The sequence below is a fragment of the Paraburkholderia sp. BL21I4N1 genome (genome assembly GCF_002973525.1).
GTDB lineage: Bacteria > Pseudomonadota > Gammaproteobacteria > Burkholderiales > Burkholderiaceae > Paraburkholderia.
The window spans coordinates 201,356-218,966 of sequence record NZ_PVEN01000003.1 but is presented as its reverse complement, the minus strand read 5'-3'; the positions used below and the strand labels follow the sequence as shown (position 1 = coordinate 218,966).

General features: G+C 63.7%; 15 protein-coding genes. 6 read left to right on the top strand and 9 right to left on the bottom strand.

Translation table 11 applies throughout. The annotated features are described in order from the left end of the window. Positions 1–395 precede the first annotated feature (395 nt). A complete protein-coding gene (locus B0G83_RS10510) occupies positions 396–848 on the bottom strand; it encodes a hypothetical protein (protein WP_105507371.1) in 453 nt (150 codons plus the stop codon). Positions 849–2,232: 1,384 nt separating this feature from the next. Between B0G83_RS10510 and B0G83_RS38560 the strand changes: the two genes are divergently transcribed. Continuing rightward, positions 2,233–2,373, top strand: a complete 141-nt coding sequence (locus tag B0G83_RS38560) for a hypothetical protein (protein WP_181156808.1) — start codon at positions 2,233–2,235, stop codon at positions 2,371–2,373. Between the two features lie 85 nt (positions 2,374–2,458). Here the strand turns inward: B0G83_RS38560 and B0G83_RS10500 are convergent, their stop codons facing one another. The 4 genes from B0G83_RS10500 to B0G83_RS10485 all read right to left on the bottom strand — a co-directional run bounded on the left by B0G83_RS10500 (position 2,459) and on the right by B0G83_RS10485 (position 7,559). Beyond that, positions 2,459–3,943, bottom strand: coding sequence for an MFS transporter (locus B0G83_RS10500; protein ID WP_105507370.1), 1,485 nt, complete (start codon positions 3,941–3,943; stop codon positions 2,459–2,461). Between the two features lie 88 nt (positions 3,944–4,031). After that, on the bottom strand, positions 4,032–5,279 hold the full coding sequence (locus B0G83_RS10495) for a CaiB/BaiF CoA-transferase family protein (RefSeq protein WP_105507369.1): 1,248 nt from the start codon (positions 5,277–5,279) through the stop codon (positions 4,032–4,034). Further along, on the bottom strand, positions 5,276–6,346 hold the full coding sequence (locus tag B0G83_RS10490) for a hydroxymethylglutaryl-CoA lyase (RefSeq protein ID WP_105507368.1): 1,071 nt from the start codon (positions 6,344–6,346) through the stop codon (positions 5,276–5,278). Before B0G83_RS10490 ends, B0G83_RS10495 begins: the two co-directional genes overlap by 4 nt. A 319-nt stretch (positions 6,347–6,665) precedes the next feature. Continuing rightward, entirely contained in the window at positions 6,666–7,559 is an 894-nt protein-coding gene (locus B0G83_RS10485; RefSeq protein WP_105507367.1) for a LysR substrate-binding domain-containing protein, read from the bottom strand. A gap of 297 nt (positions 7,560–7,856) precedes the next feature. Between B0G83_RS10485 and B0G83_RS10480 the strand changes: the two genes are divergently transcribed. Both B0G83_RS10480 and B0G83_RS10475 read left to right on the top strand, forming a co-directional pair. Continuing rightward, on the top strand, positions 7,857–8,498 hold the full coding sequence (locus tag B0G83_RS10480) for a LysE family translocator (protein ID WP_105507366.1): 642 nt from the start codon (positions 7,857–7,859) through the stop codon (positions 8,496–8,498). 310 nt (positions 8,499–8,808) lie between these two features. Continuing rightward, positions 8,809–9,597, top strand: a complete 789-nt coding sequence (locus B0G83_RS10475) for a sulfite exporter TauE/SafE family protein (RefSeq protein WP_035552832.1) — start codon at positions 8,809–8,811, stop codon at positions 9,595–9,597. Positions 9,598–9,632: 35 nt separating this feature from the next. Here the strand turns inward: B0G83_RS10475 and B0G83_RS10470 are convergent, their stop codons facing one another. Both B0G83_RS10470 and B0G83_RS10465 read right to left on the bottom strand, forming a co-directional pair. After that, positions 9,633–9,881, bottom strand: coding sequence for a hypothetical protein (locus tag B0G83_RS10470; RefSeq protein ID WP_105507683.1), 249 nt, complete (start codon positions 9,879–9,881; stop codon positions 9,633–9,635). A 227-nt stretch (positions 9,882–10,108) separates the two neighbouring features. Beyond that, a complete protein-coding gene (locus tag B0G83_RS10465) occupies positions 10,109–10,456 on the bottom strand; it encodes a BON domain-containing protein (protein WP_105507365.1) in 348 nt (115 codons plus the stop codon). 547 nt (positions 10,457–11,003) lie between these two features. On the opposite strand from B0G83_RS10465, the gene B0G83_RS10460 reads away from it, so the two are divergent. The 3 genes from B0G83_RS10460 (at position 11,004) to B0G83_RS10450 (ending at position 14,531) form a co-directional block, all read left to right on the top strand. Continuing rightward, a complete protein-coding gene (locus tag B0G83_RS10460; protein ID WP_105507682.1) occupies positions 11,004–12,527 on the top strand; it encodes a TAXI family TRAP transporter solute-binding subunit in 1,524 nt (507 codons plus the stop codon). A 96-nt stretch (positions 12,528–12,623) separates the two neighbouring features. Further along, the gene (locus tag B0G83_RS10455) at positions 12,624–13,292 is read left to right on the top strand and encodes a 2-hydroxychromene-2-carboxylate isomerase (protein ID WP_105507364.1); all 669 of its coding nucleotides are present in this window, start codon (positions 12,624–12,626) and stop codon (positions 13,290–13,292) included. Positions 13,293–13,550: 258 nt separating this feature from the next. Then, positions 13,551–14,531 carry a LysR substrate-binding domain-containing protein gene (locus B0G83_RS10450; protein ID WP_105507363.1) on the top strand — a complete coding sequence of 327 codons (981 nt, stop codon included), beginning with the start codon at positions 13,551–13,553 and terminating at the stop codon, positions 14,529–14,531. 66 nt (positions 14,532–14,597) lie between these two features. On the opposite strand, the gene xdhC is transcribed toward B0G83_RS10450, so the two are convergent. Both xdhC and xdhB read right to left on the bottom strand, forming a co-directional pair. Then, positions 14,598–15,164 (bottom strand): xanthine dehydrogenase accessory protein XdhC, encoded by a 567-nt coding sequence (xdhC, locus tag B0G83_RS10445; RefSeq protein ID WP_105507362.1) that lies wholly within the window; start codon positions 15,162–15,164, stop codon positions 14,598–14,600. A gap of 51 nt (positions 15,165–15,215) precedes the next feature. After that, positions 15,216–17,582 carry a xanthine dehydrogenase molybdopterin binding subunit gene (gene xdhB / locus B0G83_RS10440; RefSeq protein ID WP_105507361.1) on the bottom strand — a complete coding sequence of 789 codons (2,367 nt, stop codon included), beginning with the start codon at positions 17,580–17,582 and terminating at the stop codon, positions 15,216–15,218. Between the last annotated feature and the right edge of the window lie 29 nt (positions 17,583–17,611).

Sequence of the window (17,611 nt, the reverse complement as noted above, 5' to 3'; positions counted from 1 at the left end):
CTCGTGACACAGCAGTCATTCCTCCCGCCTCGCACTGCGCGCTCGCCGGAACGGTCCGCTGGAGTCGGGGCCAAGCTTGCGCGCAGCGATCGGCTCTCGGTTGCGACCAGGCGAAGTGCCGTGAAAGTACTCGGCGTCTTATATGCAAATGCCGCCTATGTGCGTTGCCTGCAGAAAATCCGGCACAACTCATGAGCCGAAAATGCCGGTTTTTGAACGGTATAACTTCGTCGAAGCGGCTAGTAGTCTAGCGATTGAATCGCGTTGCGTTAGTGCCGAAAACGAGAATGCACATTCAGCGACACGGGTACCCAAAACGGCGTGCCCGTCTGTGCTTTCGAATGCAATTCATGATCGCGTCTTTTGCGTCGCAACGAAGGTGTCGTGAGCCACTATCAGTGCGTCACTGCCGGACGCCGCGATGAGGTTTTCGAGCGCACTCGCTTGGTCGGTGTCGATTCGGCTACGCGAGTACTCTCGCCATTTTCTGATGCATCCTGCGCGGCCTTTGTCAGGAGCTCCGTTGCGTGACGCGCCGTAAGATGCATTTGAGGAACACCCTTCGAATCAAGCGCGATGATGCCGTACAACTCCCGGTCCACCTCGATCTCTTGACGGTATTCCTCGGCGGTTTCGACCCAGAGTCCAAGTAGCGTTCGCTGGCGTGTTCTTTCGTCGAGCGTGATGGCCGGGTTCTGGTAAATCGAAGTCGCCAGCGTCGACAGTGTGTTCAGCTGCGCTATCTGCCGTTCAATAAGCCGAAAAGCAGATAGCGCAAGTTTCTCGTACTGAATAGCGTCGACGCACGGCCGAGAAACGGTTCGAGAACTTTTGCGGGATTTACTCATGTGCGATCTCCAATGCTGACATGGATCGCCCGACACTAACTTGCAAAGGGGTGAGCGGGCACATTGACGGGATTCGAAGACCGGTACGTAGAACCAAAACCCGGCGAGCCGTGAGGCTCCCCCACCAAGGCCCGCCCATTTTAGATAGACGCTCAAAGGCAGCTGCGCACCTGCTGATGCAGGCGTTTGGAGTTCCACGTAAGACAGGCTTCGAAACCTGTTTGTCGTGACGTGCACGACAAAACGAGTCTAAAACCTATGGCCTAGTAAGTGATCGCCCGGGTAGGCTAAATAGAGCGCAACGGCCTCATTTCCGAAATTTCCCAACGGCCTTGTCAGAGTTAAAAGTAATCAGCTATGCAGATAGAATCTGCAAACTTGTGCGCAATGGCGACTGCTCAAGAGTCTGCACCGGAGTGCTCGCTATTGCCTGAAGAGTGACGTCGTTTCCACGCAAGCCGTTCCGGCGAGCGCGCAGTGCGAGGCGGGAGGAATGCCTGCTGTGCCACCAGTGCGGAGTGTGCAAGAACACAGATCACAGATTCCAGATGCACCGCTACCGCTGCTGCGCGGGGGACCCGCTTAGCAAGGGGCGTGCGTGAACGACCGCCGCGGCGCGCGAAGCGCGGCTGGAGGAATGACGGCTGTGTCACTAACGCGGAGTGTGCGAGAACACGGATTCCAGATGAGCCACTACCGTGGCTGTGCGGGGGACCCACTTAGCAGGGGTCGTGCGTGAACGACCGCCGCGGCGCGCGAAGCGCCGCCGGAGGAATGACGGCTGTGTCACTAACGCGGAGTGTGCGAGAACACGGATTCCAGATGAGCCACTACCGTGGCTGTGCGGGGGATCCACTTAGCAGGGGTCGTGCGTGAACGACCGCCGCGGCGCGCGAAGCGCCGCTGGAGGAATGACGGCTGTGTCACTAACGCGGAGTGCGCAAGAACACAGATTCCAGATGCACCACTACCGCTGCTGCGCGGGGGACCCGCTTAGCAGGGGTCGTGCGTGAACGACCGCCGCGGCGCGCGAAGCGCCGCCGGAGGAATGACTGCTGTGCCACGAACGCGGAATGTGCGAGAGCACGGATTCCAGATGAACCACTACCGGGACTGCGCGGGGGAGCCGCTTATGAGCTTGCGGTGTGAGCCCGCTTTCTTTGCTTACTTTCTTTGCGGCGGCAAAGAAAGTGAGTGCCGCCCCGCACAGGGGCAACGCTAATAGACCACTAACAACTAACAATACAAGAAAAGGCCACCCCACAATCCAACAACAAAAAAACCGCCGAACAGGCAAATAAACCCCACCAACCCACCCAAAACAAGCGCACACTACCTCCCAGCTCCAGGAAGGAGCAAAAACCGCCAAACTGGGGAGTCCATCATGGCAAAAGGTCAAATGCGCAGTAACCGTGAGGTCAAGAAGCCTAAGCAGGACAAGAAGCCACAGCCGGCGACGTCTCCATCGGGCGGCACGCCGATCCGGGTAGCGCCGAGCGCGTCGACGCCTGCGAAGAAGAATTAACGATTAGGGTGAGCGCCCGCCGCACCACTGGCGGGCACGCCCAACAAGCAAGAAGCAACAAGCAACAAGCATCGACCGGCACCAACTACCTGGAAATATCCTCCAACGCAACGCCCCGCGTCTTAGGCCCCAGCACCCCGATCGCCACCATCACCACCGCCATCGCCCCGGAGATAAAAACAAACACCCCATTAACCCCAAACCGGCTCAAACAGCCGGCAATAACAAACGCAGAAAACATCGCCGAAATCCGGCTCCACGAATAAACGAACCCCACAGCCCGCGCCCGAATACTCGTAGGAAAAAGCTCCGCCTGATAAGCGTGATAGCTATACGAAATAATATTGCCGGCAAGCACAAGACACACCCCCAGGCTCACCAGCAACACCGTCTCCCGCGCCTGACTAAAAGCCAACCCGCAAACCACATTCACCGCCGCCATAAAAATAATCACCGTCTTACGCTCGAAGCGGTCGGCAATCAGCATCCCCAACAACGGCCCAAGCGGCGCAGCAATCGCGATAATGCTCGCGTACATCAAGCTGGTCGTCACCGTAATCCCCTGCTTGATCAGCAGCGTCGGAATCCAGTTCGCAAAGCCGTAATAGCCCATTGTCTGAAACACGTGAAAGATGATCAGCATCAGCGTGCGCTTGCGATAAGGCGGCACCAGCAGATCACGAAACGCCGCCCGCGCACGCACGGGCTCGGGCATCGCAGGCTCGGGCAACGGGCGGCCATATTCGCGCTCCACGCGCGCTTCGAGACGCGTCATTACCGCATCCGCTTCGTCAATGCGGCCTTTCTGCGCGAGCCAGCGCGGGCTCTCCGGCAAACGTCGCCGGATCCACCACACCACGACCGCGCCGACCGCGCCCGTCAGCACGACAAGGCGCCAGCCATCGAGGCCGAAGTACCGATGCGGCACCAGCAGATACGACAGAAACGCGACGATCGGCACTGCGCAAAAACCCACCGCCTGCGAACACGCCGACGCCCGTCCACGGACATGCTTCGGCACCAGCTCCGAGATGTACGTACCGATCGTCACGATCTCCACGCCAATGCCGATCCCGGCAATGAAGCGCCAAAGATTGAGCCCACCCGCCGTGTCCTGAAACGCCATGACGATGTTGGCCGCCGTGTACCACAGCAACGACCACGTGAAGATGGCGCGTCGGCCGAAGCGGTCGGCGAGAAATCCGCACGCCGCCGTGCCGATAAACAGACCCGCGAACAGCGAAGCGATAAAACTCGCCACGCCGCTGGTGCCGAACAACCCACGCGTGGTCGCGGTGAGAATGCCGCTGCGCACGAGTCCCGGCGCGATGTAGCCGGAGAACATCAGGTCGTACAGTTCGAAGAAGAGTCCGAGGCTGAGCAGCATCACCAGCTTCCAGATGGAACGCGTCGCCGGTAGACGGTCGAGCCGCGCGGAAATACGCGCGCCGTCCAGGGCGATTGCATCGGCGCGATTGTCGTTCGCCACATCCGCGCCCGCAGGCACGCCGCCTAATGCGCCGGCATCGCCGACCGCTGTCGCATATACCGCATGATTCGACGATTTCATCGTCTGTCTCCTATCCCACGCAACGTGATTTCCAGGTTCCGGTCTTGCCGCCGGATGAGTTTGATTGACTACGTTCGACGCGTCCGCATCACGCCGCCTCGCGCGGCACCTGAGTCAACCCACCACCAAGCGCCGCGATCTGCGCATCGTCGTAGCCCAGACCGCGCAGCACGTCGACGGTATGCTCACCGATCTTCGCGATCGGCTGGCGCGGCTGCAAGCGCGCGCCATCGAGCGAAATGGGCAGCAGCGGCATGTCCGTTTCGCTACCGTCGTCGAGCGTCAAACGCGCGAGGCCGCCGCTCTCGTTCAGATGCGGATCGTCGAACAACGCTTCGGGTTTCGTGATCGACGCGAACGGAATATGGTCGCGTTCGAACTGCGGCACGAGCGTTGCGCCGTCGCATCCGCGCAGGGTCTCGCCGAGCGTCTTCAGCAGCCACTCGCGCGCCAGCACCCGGTCGTTGTTAGTAGTGAGCCGTGGGTCGGCCAGCAGATCCGCGCGGCCGAGAATCGCGCACAGCGCGCGCCATTGGCCGTCGCCGGTGGCGGCGATAAACATCTGCTCGTCATGGGCCAACGTGAACACGTCGTACACGGCCCACGCGCTGATACGCTCAGGCATCGGCGCGGCCGGCACACCGGTCGCGGCGTACTGCTGCATGTGCTGCGCGGACAGCAGCACGCAGTTCTCGAACAGCGCGCTCTGCACTTCCTTGCCGCGTCCGCTCACGTGTCGTTCGTGCAGTGCCGCGAGCACGCCGATTGCGCCGAACATACCGCCCATGATGTCGTTAACCGAACTACCCGCGCGCAACGGACGTCCCACCGGACCCGTCATATACGCGAGGCCGGCCATCATCTGCACGACTTCATCGAGCGCGAGGCGGTGTTCGTAAGGGCCATTCAGAAAGCCCTTGTGCGACACATAGATCAGCTTCGAATTGCGCTCGCGCAGCGACGCGTAATCGAGGCCGAGACTCGCCATACGCCCTGGCTTGAAATTTTCGACGAACACATCGGCGGTATCGACGAGCTTGTGCAGCGCGGCCAGTCCCGCTTCGCTATCGAGGTCGAGCGCGACACTCTTCTTGTTGCGATTGAAGGTGCGAAAGAAACCCGCGCCGGTGCCGAGCAAACGACGCGTGCCGTCGCCGCGCGGCGGTTCGACCTTGATGACTTCGGCGCCGAGGTCGCCGAGAATCATCCCGCAGGTCGGACCCATCACCATATGCGACAACTCGATCACGCGAATGCCGGCGAGCGGCAACGCGCCCGGTTGATGCGGCGACGCCTGAGCCGAGGAAGAAGCGGAAGCGGAAGCATGCGTAGTCATTGCAGCACCTGTGATTCGGTAGAGTCGGAAGAGGAACCCACGGACGCGCCCGTAGCAATGAACTGCTTCGGCAAACCGGCGCGTGCCAGATAGCCGTACAGCGGTTCACCGGGTAACGCGTCGGCGAGCACGGCACGCGACGCGAGCAGGCGCGTGAGATCGATGCCGGTGTCGTAGCCCATGCTGTCGAGCATGAACACGAGGTCTTCGGTGTTGACGTTGCCGGTCGCACCCGGCGCATGCGGACAACCGCCGAGACCCGCCAGCGAAGCGTCGAATTCGCGGATACCGTGTTGCAACGCGATCAGCGTGTTGGCGAGACCGAGGCCGCGCGTGTCGTGGAAATGCAGCGAGCGCAGTGTGTCGCCTACCGCGTCGCGGACCAACTCGATGATCTCGCCGACCCGGCTCGGCGTCGCTTCGCCCGTGGTGTCGCCGAGCGCGATCACGTCGGCGCCGGCCTGCACGGCGGCTCGCGCGATCGCGGCGATATCGGCGTACGGCACCGCGCCTTGCAACGTACAGCCGAACACCGTCGATAGTCCGGCGATCAATTCGACGCGGTGTTTGCGTGGTCCGGCACGAACGTGACCGTTGGCGTCTGCTCCGGCGCCAGCGTCAGTTCCTGCGTTGGTATCAGCGCGTGCCCCAGCATCGCTCGCCACGCTATCGATCAACTCCCGCATCGCCGCGAACGCGTCGATCATCTCCGCCGGCGTCTTGCGCACATTCGCGAGGCTATGCGCGGCGCTCACCGAGATCGGCGCGACGATCCGGTGCGCGCCGGCTTCAAGCGCCCGTTGCGCGCCTTTCAGATTCGGCACCAGCGCCGTCACGATCAGATCGTCGTAAGTGAGCGCGTGGGCAATGACGGCGTCGGCATCGGCCATTTGCGGCAGCAGCTTCGCGGGCACGAACGACGCGACTTCCATGTGCCGCACGCCGGCGGCATACGCGGCGTCGATCCAGCGACGTTTGAATTCCGTGGGCATGATGCGGGCGATGCTTTGCAGGCCGTCGCGCATGCCGACTTCGGTCACGACGACGCGCTCCCTGGTATCACTCATGATGTCGAATCCCGATCTTGAAGGTCGCGTTGAATGCGGGGGATGAAGCAACTGGGTGACAGCGTGCACGCGCAGGGCCGCGCGTAAAAGTCTGCGTTGGCGACGCACTCCATCGCCGCTGGCGATGGCCGCGCAGGCATGCGGGACGGGCATGCGCCGCCTCGCCGGGAAAACCCTTAAGGGCTTTTCGGAAGGAATGAGAAGGTGGATTGGCGGGTGTGCGCTCTGCTTCGGCAAGCACTTTGCTTCAGGCACGCTTTGCACGCGGAACAAGCCCGGCGGCAACGTCCGCTCACGAAACGACGCCCCATGCCCCGCCTCAAACCGCCTGCAACAAATGCTCAAGCAAATGCGAAGCCGCCAGCGTCAACGCCTGACGATCGCGCACACAAATCACAAAGCGCCGTTCTGCCCACGCCTCGCGCAAGGGCACGGCGACGATGCCGTATTCATCAGCCGCATGACGCGGCAGCGCTTCGCGCGGCAAGATAGCCACCGCGAGACCCGCCTGAATGAAACGATAGGCGGCATCGAACGTGGACACATACGTTCGATAATTCAACTCGTGGCCCTTTTCCACCGCAATACGCTGCATCAGCGCATTCACCGACGCATTCGACGCGAGCCCGAGATGATCGAATGCCAGCGTCTGCTCGAAACCCACATCGGCCTCCCCCGCGAGCGGATGCGTGCGCGGCACGATCAGCGCGAGATGATCGGCTCGGTACGGCGCGACATCGAGATTGCCCATCGCCACCACGTCGCGGCAGATGCCAAGATCGGCAACCCCTTCCTCCAGACCGCGCACGATCTCCGTACTCACCCGCTCCTCGACATCCACGCGAATTCGCGGATGGCTCGTCAGAAACGACGACAACGCCTCGGGCAAAAACTCTACCATCGACGACACATTCGCCAGCACCCGCACATGTCCGCGCGCCCCGGCGGCGTATTCGCTGAGCTCGGCCTGCAAGCGCTCATGACCGCGCATGATGAGCCTCGCATGCCGCAACAGCGCTTCGCCGGCCGCGGTCGCACGCACGCCGCGCTGACTGCGCGACAGCAAGGCGACATCGACCAGCGCCTCCAGATCGGCGAGCCGCTTGCTGACCGCCGACGGCGCGATGAACTCGCGTTCGGCCGCGCGCGCGATCGTGCCTTCCTCGCAAACGGCGATGAACAGGCGCAAGGTCACCTGATCGATTTGCCACATAAGCGGGCGCGCTCCCAGAAGGTGAAGTGAGAAAATTATGCCCGAGGAAAGCGCGGTTAAAGTTGGCCCCAGGGTATCCACGGCCGTCGGTCGCGTGCGTCGCAGCGAGCCGCACTCAACAACGCAACGAAACGAAACGACGCCCGCGCAAAGCGAGTAGCCGACACCCAACAACCTTGCCCGGTTTTTTAAGTCTGGCTATGCTGAGATGTTCTTCATTGTCAGCGCGCCGTCATACAGCGCCGAAACGAAACACGACAACCCGTAACCAACCACAACAATCAACCAGGGGTTTTAATGTCCACCGCCAGTCTCTTCATCACCTCTGCCGGCGTCGGTCTTGCGATTGCCGCGCCGGTCGGCCCGATGGGCATGCTGTGCATCCGGCGCACGCTGACCGGCGGCCCGCGCGCGGGCCTCGCGATCGGTTTCGGCATTGCGAGCGGCGACGCCGTCTACGGTTTGATCGCGGCGCTCGGCCTCGTCGGCATCTCGCAGTTCATGCTGGCCTATGACCGGCCGTTGCATCTGATCGCCGGTCTGTTCCTGCTGTATCTGGGTGTGCGCGCCCTGCTGCAAAAAGCTCCCGCCGACGACACCAACGACGCGGGCAACGGCAAGCTCGCGCAAGTCGGCCGCGCCGGCGCGGTGCGCGCCTATGCGAGTTCGTTTCTGCTCACGCTGACCAATCCGCAGACGGTGATCATGTTCGCGGCGCTGTTCACCACGCTCGCGCCGCGTGGCGCGTTTTCGTCGAGCGTTGCGCTGACCACGGTGGGCGGCGTGTTTTGCGGCTCGATCGCGTGGTGGTGTTTCCTCGTGACCGTGGTGTCGCTTGCGCGGCATGCAATCGGCAGCAAGCTGCGCGTCGCGATCGACCGGATGGTGGGGATCACGCTGGCGGTGTTCGGCATCGTCGAAGTTCGCCGCGCGCTCTGAGCGCAAGCGGCGCCGACACGCCAGCGTGGCAGCGCGCGGGGCGGCTTCGAGCCGCTGCCCCTGCGCACTTTAGGGCGTTCCGTACGCGGACGCGGCAGTTTTGCGACAATAGCGCCTTTCGCCGCACGCTGGCGCATTCGCTGCAGCGCTCGCAGTCGCACTCGCGGGCGGTCTCGCGACGGTCGGGTAGCCAAGCGGTGCGTCGGCAGCGGCGCCATCGCCGAACTGCAGACGCGCTGCCCAAGCCGCCGCGCGTGCCGGCCTCGCCACCTAACCTGTTCACCCCATCCGACCGTCTGCGGTCCGCTCAATGGCCCTTCCCCACATCGATCTGCTGTACTCCGTCTCCGGCCTGTTCGTCGGCTTTCTGGTCGGCTTGACGGGCGTTGGCGGCGGTTCGCTGATGACGCCGATCCTCGTCCTGCTGTTCAACGTGCATCCGGCCACCGCGGTCGGCACCGACCTGCTGTACGCGGCCGCCACCAAGGCGACCGGTACCCTCGTGCACGGCCTGAAGGGCTCCGTCGACTGGCAGATCACGCTGCGACTCGCCGCCGGCAGCGTGCCGGCCGCCACGCTCACGCTGATCCTGCTGCATCGCTATGGAATGGATACGCCGGGCGCCAGCCGGATGATCCAGATCGTGCTCGGCGTCGCGTTGCTGGTGACCGCGGTGGCGCTGGTATTCCGCCCGCAACTGGCGGCGCTCGGCGCGCGCCGTCAACGGCCGCCGCGCCAGAGTCGCACGCTCGTGCTGACGATGCTGACCGGCGCGGTGCTCGGCGTGCTGGTGTCGTTGACGTCGGTAGGGGCTGGCGCGATCGGCGTGACGGTGTTGCTGCTGCTGTATCCGTTGCTGCCGACCACGCGGATCGTCGGTTCCGATATCGCGCACGCGGTGCCACTCACGCTGCTGGCGGGCGCCGGTCATTGGCTGCTGGGCTCGATCGACTGGTCGATGCTGCTGTCGCTGCTGGTGGGGTCGCTGCCGGGTATCGCGATCGGCAGCTTTCTGTCGTCGCGCGCGCCGGACAAGCTGCTGCGCAATCTGCTCGCCGCCACGCTGACGCTGGTTGGCGTGCGGCTCGTGCTGGCCTGAGTCAGCGGCCGTCAGCCTTCGGCCTTAGATCATGTTTACTTGAAAAACCTGCACGTCAGATCGGATTCGAACTGCCGGATCCACTGACCGTGCCGGTCGTAATAAGACTGCGCCCAGCCGCCACGGCGCACCGTGACCAGACGCTCCTGCGCGGCATCGCCCATATTCACGCATGCGCTGATGTCGAAATGTGCCGGCGCAAAGCCGTGCCGCGCGCAAACCAGTTCGAAAGCCGCCCGATCGCCGATCGGCAGATCCGTGTAGCGCAGTAGCGTGGTTTCCATGGTATCGACTCCGATTTCCCCATGCATCACAGTACGCTCCGGCCTACGGCAATTGTGTGTCGCAGCACACAGACTGGCGGTAGCGCTCGCTCGCGGCGCGGACGCAGCGGCGATGTCCCATCTTCACCGCACAAAAAATCCGCGCACCGGGAAATAAAGCGAAAAAAAAGCCCCGGGGTGAAAAACCGGGGCTTTTGCACTGCACTGACTTACTGTCGAGCGACTGCTTACTGCTGCACAACCGTCAGCTTGTTCGTCACCGACGTCACGCCCGCGACGCCCTTGGCGGCTTCGCCGGCAGCGTCGATCTGGCCTTGGTCAGGCACCGAACCCGTCAGGGTCACCGCGCCGCCACGGGCACGCACGGCGATGTTCGATACGTCGATGCCTTGCGCCTTGGCCAGCGCGCTACGCACCTTGCGGCCGAGTTGGCCGTTGGCCTTCTTGGTCGCCTTGGCGCTTGCAGCCGGCGCCGCGGTCGTGCTCGGTGCATCGCTTGCCTGAGCGTACACATTGCACGCCACCACCATTGCCACCACCGAACCCAGCGTTTTCAGAAAACCGACCGATTTCATATTTCTCTTCTCCTTAGCTACACATTGGACCGCATATCAAAGCGGCTTCGTTACGACTACCTGCGACCGCGCCGCGCGCGCGACAAGGCGCGGCTGGGCGTGGCCGACTCAGGCTGCAACACGGTGTGCGAGAGGCGAGAGAAGCCGGGTGCCGTATGCGCATGCAGGCAAGCGCCACGGGTCGAAACCGGCAAGCCGCGAAGTCCGCCGACGCGCCCGGTTCTTGTCTGTCATGCCGGGTCGCGCCGCGCAAACATCGGTTCGCGGCAGCGATGCACAATTTAATCTAGCCGGGCGAGAAGCGCAAAGGGTTTAGTCATCGGCGCGGCGGTCGACGGCTCGCGTTCAACGCCCCGTCACCAGGGTATTCACGCTGTATTCATCGCGCATTCATGTCCCATTCACGCCGCGCTCACCATTTGTTACGGGTTTGTCGGCACGGGCGGCCGCCGCACGTTTCGCCGTCGCCGGAATCTCAGGTACCATCGGCGCGACGCACGCTGCCACGCGTCCCGTTCACTTTCGACCGTCGCCGTCACGTCATCCGATGAAGCCTGCCACCGGCCGCAAACGCCCTCCCCGTCTCGTCGCCCGTTTCGTCGCGATCTCCTGGCGCGACCTGGCGGTCTCGTTCGGCCCGATCCTGCTGATCGCCGCCGTGGCGGTCTGGGTCGCCGTGCGGCTGATCCAGCCCGCGCCGCCCAGCACCCTGACCATCAGCGCCGGTCCCGAGGGCAGCACCTTCTGGAACGCGGCGCAGAAGTACAAAACGATTCTCGCGCGCAACCGCATCACCCTGAACGTGCTGGCCTCCGAAGGCTCGCTGCAGAATCTCAAGCGGTTGTCCGACCCGAAGTCGGACGTCGACGTCGGCTTCGTGCAGGACGGCGTCGCGCCCGGCCCGGCCAGCGAAGGCCTGATGTCGCTCGGCAGCGTCGCCTATGTGCCGCTGGCGATCTTCTATCACGGCCCCACGGTCACGCGACTCTCCGAATTCAAAGGCCAGCGCCTCGCGGTCGGCGCCGAAGGCAGCGGCACGCGCGAGCTGGCGCTCGCGCTGCTCAAGGCCAACGGCATCGAGCCGGGCGGCGCGACCAAACTGCTGCCCTTGTCGGGCGACGACGCTGCCGCCGCCCTGATCTCCGGCAAGGTCGACGCGGCGTTCCTCGCCGGCGACTCGGCGCAACCGGCGGTGATGGGCAAGCTCTATCGCACGCCGAACGTGCAGTTCTACGACTTCACCCAGGCCGATGCGTACACCCGCCGCTTCCCCTATCTGACGCAGCTCGAAATGCCGATGGGCGCGTTCGACCTCGGCAAGAACCTGCCGTCGGCGCCGATTCATATGGTGGCGCCCACCGCGGAACTGGTGGCGCGCGACTCGCTGCATCCGGCGCTCTCCGATCTGCTGATCGAAGCCGCACGCGAGGTGCATGGCAAGGCGAACATCCTGCAGCGCGCCGGCGAATTCCCCGCGCCGCTCGCGCATGACTTCCCGATCAGCGACGACGCCGCGCGCTACTACAAGTCGGGCAAGAGCTTCCTGTACCGGGTGCTGCCGTTCTGGCTCGCGAGTCTCGCCGACCGGCTGCTGGTGGTCGTGGTGCCGCTGATCGTGCTGCTGGTGCCGGCGTTGCGGCTGGTGCCGTCGCTGTATGCGTGGCGGGTGAAGTCGCGCATCTACCGTTGGTATGGCGCGTTGATCGCCATCGAGCGCAGCGCGCTCAGCGAGCATTCGGCGACGGAACGCGCGTCGCTGATCGAACGTCTCGATGCGATCGAGGAGTCGGTCAACGGCCTGAAAATGCCGCTGGCCTACGCGGATCAGTTCTATGTGTTACGCGAGCATATCGGATTCGTGCGTCAGCGGCTCACGCAGGCCCGCGAGGCCCAGCGCGACGACACGAACGACGACGCGAACGACGAATCGGGCGACGCGCCCGGCACCCAAACCGGCGCCGCCGACGACGCCACTGCCCCCAAGGCTCCCTCCGCCGCGGATAACACCGCCGCCAACGAAGCCGCCGAGATCGGCGAGACGCCGGGCGGCGCCGGTCGCAAACCCTATTGATCGAGGGTGCAAGCGGCCGCCGCACCGCGTAAGATCATTACAAATCCGACGGTCCAGCAGAGGCGCCGTGCGGAACAGGCAATCCGGGAGACACTTATGACCGTTGGCATCGACGCCAGGCAACCGCTTTGGTTTTACGACTTCGTCTCGCCGTTCACGTACCTGTTGCTCGAGCAACACGACAAATGGCCGGGCTTCGACTTCGCGTTCACGCCGGTCGTCCTGAACGACCTGTATAGCCACTGGGGACAACGGCCCGCCTACAGCGTGCCCGCCAAGCGCACCTTCCTGTACCGGCACGCGTTGTTTCGCGCGGAGCAACTCGGCATTCCGTACAAGATGCCGCCGGCTCATCCGTTCGATTCGATGAAGCCGTTGCTACTCGCCACCGCCGCGAAGGGCGACATCCAGTTCGTGCGCGAAATTTTCCGCTTCATCTGGCGCGAAGGCCGCGATCCGTCGAGTGAAACGGCGTTTGCCGAACTGTGCGATCGCGTCGGGATGCCCGACGGTCCCGAGCTGATCAAAAGCCCCGAGGTCAGCGCGCAATTGCAGCGCAACACGGCGGACGCGATCGGTCTCGGCGTCTACGGCGTGCCGACCTTCCGGCTCAACGATCAACTGTTCTGGGGCGAAGACGCACTGCCGATGGTGCTGTATTGCGCGCGCACGCCGAACTGGCTCGAGTCGCAGGAAGTGAAGCGGATCAGCGCGTTGGCTTCGGGTCTCGTCGACATACCGGCGAACCTGGCGAATCCGACGTAAGGCAGTCGCAAGCTTCGCGCGATTCGAGTGGATCGCGCGTCGAGGCGAACGTCGACCATGGTCTAAAACCATTCGAAAGCCGCCACGATAGCGCCGAAAAGACCGTGCTGATGCCGGCCATACCGCGCCCGCTATGCTGCTGCTCCGCAAACGGCCTAAGGTTATAACCTTTGCGCCCAGAGCGCGGGCAGGTCCGCGGGCGGGCTTCGTCCGACGCTTGATTGCGGCCCGAACCGCCTGCCCCGCTTAGCCTTGAACATGGACGACACCGCCGCCTCCCTCGATATCTGGCTCGTGCGCGTATTGCGCACGCTGCTGGTCGAGCGCAGCGTCACGCAGACCGCGCTGCGTCTGAATCAAACTCAGCCTGCCATCAGCACCGCGCTGCGCAAACTGCGCGAAACGCTCAACGACCCGATCCTCGTGCGCGGCAAGTCGGGCATGGTGCCGACCGAATACGGCGAGTCGCTGCTGGCCTCCGCACAACGCGTGCTGCGCGAAGTGGATTTTGTCGCGACGCCGCACGGCGATTTCGATGCGGGTCGCTCGCGCCGCACCTTTCGCGTCGCCGCGCCGGATTATCTGAACGACTTCTTCATGCCGACCGTGATCGCGCAGTTCCGCGACGCGGCGCCGCATGCACGGCTCGAAATCGACTCGTTGAGTCCCATGCTCGATCATTCCGCCGCGCTCGATGCCGGTGAACTCGATCTGGTGATCGGCAACTGGCCGAAGCCGGACCCGCGTTTCGAACGCAGCGATCTGTTTTCCGACACGGTGGTGTGCCTGATGCGCGCCGACCATCCGCTGACCCGCATGCCGATGACGCGCGAAGCGTATCTCGCCGCGCCGCATCTCGCACCGACACCGTATAGCGGCGCGCGCGGCGGCGCGATCGACATCGGCTTCGCGCGGGCGCGCGCCGACCGGCGCATCGTCGCCACGCTGCCGTACTTCGGATTGGTGCCGCAGACGCTACTGCAATCGGATCTGATCTTCACGACCACACGCCGCTTCGCGATGCATTACGCGAGCATCCTGCCGCTCGCGGTGGTCGATGTGCCGATTCCGTTTCCGCGCATCAAGTGCTATCAGTTATGGCATCCGCAGCCGGATCGCCCGAGCGATGTCGGCTGGCTGCGCACGCTGATGTCGCAAGTGTCGGATGGATTGGTCGCGCAGAAAATGCGCCGCGCCAAACGGCCGCAGAAAAAAGAAACGTCAGCCGCGAAGGGCTGACGTTGTCGAGGGAGGCGGGCGCTTGCCGCTGCGCCTCGGTCGCCCACTCAGTTGTCGACTAACCACTCACACGCTGGCGCAAAGCTTCTGCATCGTGGCCTGGGCCGCAGCCTGCCGCGAACGGATCTGCAGCAACTCCGCACACACCGCCACGGCAATCGCCGCAGGCGCCTTGTCGACGATACCCGCCACGCCGATCGGACAGGTCATCTCGACCAGCCGGTCCAGATCCACGCCCCGATCGATCAATCTGCGCTCGAACTTCACGCGCTTGGTCTTCGAACCGATCATGCCGAAGTACGTGAAATCGCGCCGCCGCATGATGCGCGCGGCCAGCGAGAAATCGAGCGCGTGGTTATGCGTCATCACCAGAAAATACGCACCGGGCGGCGCCGTGTCGACGATCGCGTCCGGCGTGTCGGTCGCTTCGACCTGCACATTGGCGGGCGTTTCGTCCGGGAACAGCTCGTCGCGTTCGTCGACCCACTGGACCACGCACGGCAAGCTGCCGAGCAACTCGACGAGCGCATGCCCGACGTGTCCCGCGCCGAACAGCACGATGTGCATCGGCGCCGGACGCGGCGCTTCAACCGTGCTGCGCCGCCCGATCTGAACGGAAGAAAAAGCGTTCATGGCGATCTTTCCAGTGAGTGAGTGATTCACGCGTCAACCAGTCCGTGACCTTTATTGCCGCGCGGCGGCAGTCGCCGCGCGCACCGCGCCGACCGCCTTGAGGATTTCCTCGCTGGTGGCCGGGGCGTTCAGCGGCGGGTTGACCTTGTGGTCGCCCACTGCCGACACCGCGTCGCGCACCGCGAAGAACACCGAGAACGGCAGCAGCAGCGGCGGCTCGCCGGTCGCCTTCGAACGGTGAATGCTGTCCTCCGCATTGCGGTTCTTGAACAGGCGCACGCGGAAGTCCGGCGGCGTGTCGTTGACGGTCGGAATCTTGTAGGTGGACGGCGCGTGCGTCATCAGCTTGCCGCCCGCGTTCCACCACAGTTCTTCGGTCGTGAGCCAGCCCATGCCTTGAATGAAGGCGCCTTCCACCTGGCCGACGTCGAGCGCCGGATTCAGCGACGCGCCCACGTCATGCAAGGCATCCGCGCGCAGCACGCGCATTTCGCCGGTCAGCGTGTCGATCACCACTTCCGACACGGCCGCGCCGTACGAGTAGTAATAGAACGGCCGGCCCTGCAGCTTCGACTGATCCCAGTAGAGCTTCGGCGTCGCGTAGAAGCCATCCGACCAGAGCTGAATACGCGCCACGTACGCCTTCGCGATCACTTCCTCGAACGGCACGATCATCTCGCCGACCACCACGCGATCGTGCAGGAAACGCACTTCCGACGCGCTCACCTGACCCGCGCCGAAACGCTCGGCGGCGAACGCCGACAAACGTTCGCGCAACTGACGCGCGGCATCCTGCGCGGCCTTGCCGTTCAGGTCCGAACCGGTCGATGCCGCCGTCGCCGACGTATTGGCGATCTTGCTGGTATCGGTCGCGGTCACGCGAATGCGGTTGAAGCCGATCCCCAGTTCATGCGCGACGACCTGCGCGACCTTCGTATTCAAGCCCTGACCCATTTCGGTGCCGCCGTGGTTCACCAGCACCGAACCGTCGGTGTAGATGTGCACCAGCGCGCCGGCCTGGTTGAAGTGGGTCACGTTGAACGCAATGCCGAACTTGACCGGCGTCAGCGCCATGCCCTTCTTCAGCACTTCGTTGTTCGCGTTGAATTCATTGATCGACGCGCGACGTGCGCGGTATTCGCTGGTCGCTTCGAGTTCGTCGATCAACTCGTGAATCACGTTGTCTTCAACCACTTGCCCATACGGCGTCTGATTGCGCTCGGTCTTGCCGTACAGATTGCGGCGACGTACATCGAGCGAATCCTGGCCGACCGACCGCGCGACGTTGTCCATGATGTATTCGATCGCGAACGCGCCCTGCGGACCGCCGAAGCCACGGAACGCCGTGTTCGACTGCGTGTTGGTCTTGCCGCAGAAACCGTCGATCGTCACGTCCGAGAGCCAGTACGCGTTGTCGAAGTGGCACAGCGCACGCGTCATCACCGGACCGGACAGGTCGGCGGAGAAACCGCAGCGCGAGGTCATGTCGACCGTCACGCCGTCGATCACGCCTTGCTCGTCGTAACCGACTTCATACGTGTAGTGGAAATCGTGGCGCTTGCCGGTGACCATCATGTCGTCGTCGCGGTCCGGACGCAGCTTCACCGGGCACAGCAGCTTCCATGCAGCCAAAGCCGCGCAGCACGCGAACAGACCCGATTGCGATTCCTTGCCGCCGAAGCCGCCGCCCATCCGGCGGCATTCGATCAGCACGTTGTGCGACGCCACGCCCAACGCATGCGCAACCATGTGCTGCATTTCGGTCGGGTGCTGCGTCGAACAGTAGACGTGCATGCCGTCGTCGTCCTTCGGCACCGCGTACGAAATCTGGCCTTCCAGATAGAACTGTTCCTGGCCGCCGAGCAGCATCTCGCCGGCTTCGCGACGCGCGGCGCGGGCGATCTTCGTATCGGCTTCGCCGCGCGCGAGTTTCATCGGCGGCAATACGTGCTGATTCGCGGCGCGCGCCTGTTGCGCGGTCAGAACCGCCGGCAGTTCTTCGTAGACGACTTCGGCGCGGCGCGCGGCGAGCCGTGCGACGTCATGCGAGGTCGCGACCACGATGAACATCGGCTGGCCGACGTATTGCACGAGACCGTCGGCGAGAATCGGATCGTCGCCGTGGATGATCGGACCGACGTCGTTGACGCCGGGGAAATCCTCGGCGGTGAAGATAGCGACCACGCCCGGCGTGGCGCGTACTTTGTCGAGCGACATCGAGACGATCTTCGCGTGCGCTTTCGGCGACAGGCCGAGCGCGGCGTGCAGCGTGCCGGCGAGCGTCGGAATGTCGTCGGTGTAGGTCGCGCGGCCGCTCACGTGCAGATGCGCGGACTCATGCGGCCGCGAAATATGCACCTGGGTGAAGTCGTCGAGCTCCTTGAGGTCTTTCAGGAACGGTTCGGCTTGCTGATTCATTGTGTGTTCTCCGTGTGCTTCTCTTGCTT